Here is a 2,988-nt window from a genome sequence, read left to right on the forward strand (position 1 = left end):
CGGTGCGCGCGGCCGCGGGGGCCGCGCCGGGGGTCCCGCTCGCCGGCCGCGCGCACGGGACGGCGACGTCCACGGTCGCCGTGTGCGCGGTGCCGTCGAAGGACACCACCTGGACCGACATCCCGTCGTCCAGGGGCACCCGCTCACCCGCCCGGATCCGCCGGCTCCCGTTCGAGGTGTCGCCCGGTCGGGTGAGCACGCTGCCGCCCTCGCGCTCCAGCGGATCCGTGCGCGTCACCTCGACCCCGGTCGGGGCGTCGTCCTGTCGGGCGCGGGGCGAGGGGTACAGCTGGGCGTAGAGCAGGTTGTCGACGGCGTCGCGGAACTGCAGGTGGTAGCCGACGGACGGGTGCGCGGGGTTCCTCCAGGTGACAACCCGCTGAGCCGAGGACGGTGCGCTCATGGTGCTGACCGTGAGGCGCCGCGGAGCACCGCAGGCGAGGACGACCGGGTGGCGCAGCGCGCCCAGGTGCGCGAGCGACACGGCGGTGAAGGGGTAGAACGTGGAGCCGCCGCCCATGATGTCGCTCTCGTTCCCGTACTCGTCCCGCGTGCACGACGCCGGGAGCCCGCTCGCGCTGCCGAGGTCCCAGCGCGACGCGCAGCTCACGGACGAGCTGTGCCGGAGCGACATGGTGTGCCCGAGCTCGTGGGCGATGCTGGTGGGATCCGTCGTGGCCACGGTCGCCAGGCCTCCCTCGTCGAGCGTCAGCGCCTGCTGGCCCGTGGCGTACTGGCAGTCGGAGCCGCGCGGGGTCATGACGAGGAGGTGCCGATCCGGGCCCTCCACGAACCCCGCCCGCTCCCGCCCGTACTCGACGAGGGGGTAGAAGTCCGCGCAGTCGACGCTCGTCGGCATGGTCTGCCAGTCGGTCGCGCCCACCACCCGCAGCCGGACTGCGCCGTCCGTCTCGTTCGCGTAGAAGGCATCGACGACCGCGAGGCTGTGCAGGGCCTCGTCCCGGGTGTAGTCCGGCGGGGTGCCCTCCGGCGTGAGCATGATGATCGTGACGTCGTGGACGGTCGGGGTGCCGGCAGCCGCGCTCGCGGCGACCGGGACGGCGCTCAGGACGGCCGGGCGCTCGACGGCACCGGCGGCCGGGACCGCCGCGCCGGCGATCAGCAGGACGGCGAGCGCCCCGGTGAGGAATGGGACTCGGGTCATCTTGCTGCTCCTGGCTCCCGCGGGGCGGGTCGGCGCCGGGCACGGCGCCGCGGACGGGAGGATGCTGTCAGGGAGTGCGCACGTCATGCGCAGTCGCTCCCCAGCCGGATGGGGCGGAGCACGCCCGTCGGCCGGGTCGCCGGGCCAGCAGGGCCGGGAGGTCCGGGCCCTACACCTCCGGGAGCGCGGAGCGCGCGGTGTCCGGGTCCAGGCCGGCGGCCACCTGGAGGTCCACGAGCAGGGGCCGCAGCAGCATGACGAGCATCACCTCGCCGACGGGGGCGCCCGGGATGAGCTCGCGGGGATCCAGCCGGACCGCCACCAGCACGAGGTTCTGCTGGGCCAGCGGCGCGGCGGACGGGTCGGTCAGGCTCTGCCCGAGGAGGTTCACCCCGTTCGACACGGTGGCGAGGAGCTCGGCCAGCACCGGCCGCCGCACCCGGTCGACCACCAGGAAGTCGACGCGCCGGGAGATGACGCGGAGGTTCCGCACCGCGAGGTCCATGCCGTCGAGCACCCGCCGCTGCGCGCGGAGCTCCGGCACGTGACGGCGGAGGAACGGCGAGATGCGGGCGATGGACAGCGCCGAGTCGGCCGCCGCGCTCCAGGCGTCGACGAGGGGCTGCGTGCGACGCAGCCGCTCCAGGGCGCGGTCGGCGGCCGTGGCGTCGCCGAGCCGCAGCGCGGAGACGAGCGAGGTGAGGGCGTAGGAGCACTCGGAGAAGACCCGGCGCGCCTCGCGGACCGCCTGCCGTCGCGGATCCCGCGGGATGAGCGCCGTCGCCAGGAGCGCCACCGCGCCGCCCACGAGACCGTCCACGCTCCGCACGAAGACGCCGCCGGGCGGCGCGGGCAGCAGCGCCACGAGCACGGCCTGCACCCCCGCCGCGACCGCGAACGCGGCGTTCGACGAGAGCAGCCGCGCGACCAGCAGCGTCGCCAGGATGATGACGAACAGCTGCCAGGCGCCGCGTCCGATGCCGAGCAGCAGGACCTCGCTCAGCGTGATCCCGACGGTCATGCCGATCGCCGTCTCCAGGACCCGGACCGGCCGCGCGTCGCGGACGAAGCCGAGGCTGGTGATCGTGACGGTCGTCGCGAGCAGCGGGGTGTCGTGGCCGAGGACGTGGTGCGCGAAGGCCCAGCCGCCCGTCGCCGCGATGGCGATCTGCAGGGCGGCAGGCGCGGACCCCCAGAGGCGCGCGAGGGCGGCGGCGGGATCGGCCCGATGCCTCAGGGTGCGGGCGGCACGGGCCGACCGCTCCCGCGCGCGCTCAGCGGCGGACCGCACCGAGCCGGGGCAGGCGGGGGACGTCGGCCGAGCGGCCCGCGTCGGTGGGCACGATGACGTCCTGCGCGGCCTGCACCCGGACGTCGTCCGCGACCACCTCGAGCTGCGCGTCGGGATCGACGGCGCGCCGGACGACCGCGAGGGCGATGGGTCCGAGCTCGTGGTGCAGCGCGCTGGAGGTGACCGCGCCGACCGTCTCGCCGGGCGTCCCGTCCGCGGCGGCGGGGAGCCGCACATCGGCCCCGGGACCCGGCAGGACCGCGTCGGACCCGTCGAGCTGCAGCAGCACGAGGCGCCGCGGAGGCCGACCGAGGTTGTGCACCTTGGCCACCGTCTCCTGCCCGCGGTAGCAGCCCTTGGACAGGTGCACGGCGCTGCGCAGCCAGTCGAGCTCGTGCGGGATGGTGCGGTCGTCCACCTCGGTGGCGAAGCGCGGGCGCCACGCGGCGATGCGCAGGGCCTCCGCGGCGAGCGCACCCGCGACGGGCAGTTCGCCGGCGGCGGCGCGCGCGACCAGGGCCGGCAGCTCGGC

General features: G+C 76.0%; 3 protein-coding genes. All 3 read right to left on the reverse strand.

What is annotated here, in order from left to right:
• Positions 1 to 1,165 (reverse strand): hypothetical protein (locus Q6969_RS14660; protein WP_317231106.1); only part of this gene is annotated, 1,165 nt, incomplete at its 3' end.
• A 169-nt stretch (positions 1,166 to 1,334) separates the two neighbouring features.
• Entirely contained in the window at positions 1,335 to 2,456 is a 1,122-nt protein-coding gene (locus Q6969_RS14665) for an FUSC family protein (protein WP_317231107.1), read from the reverse strand.
• Positions 2,440 to 2,988, reverse strand: a 549-nt coding sequence (locus tag Q6969_RS14670; protein WP_317231108.1) for a glycine cleavage T C-terminal barrel domain-containing protein, incomplete at its 5' end; no start/stop codon positions are given. The genes Q6969_RS14670 and Q6969_RS14665, both read right to left, overlap by 17 nt.

Origin of the sequence: Clavibacter sp. MX14-G9D (assembly GCF_032917815.1) — a bacterium.
In the GTDB taxonomy this organism is placed as follows: Bacteria; Actinomycetota; Actinomycetes; order Actinomycetales; family Microbacteriaceae; genus Clavibacter; species Clavibacter michiganensis_K.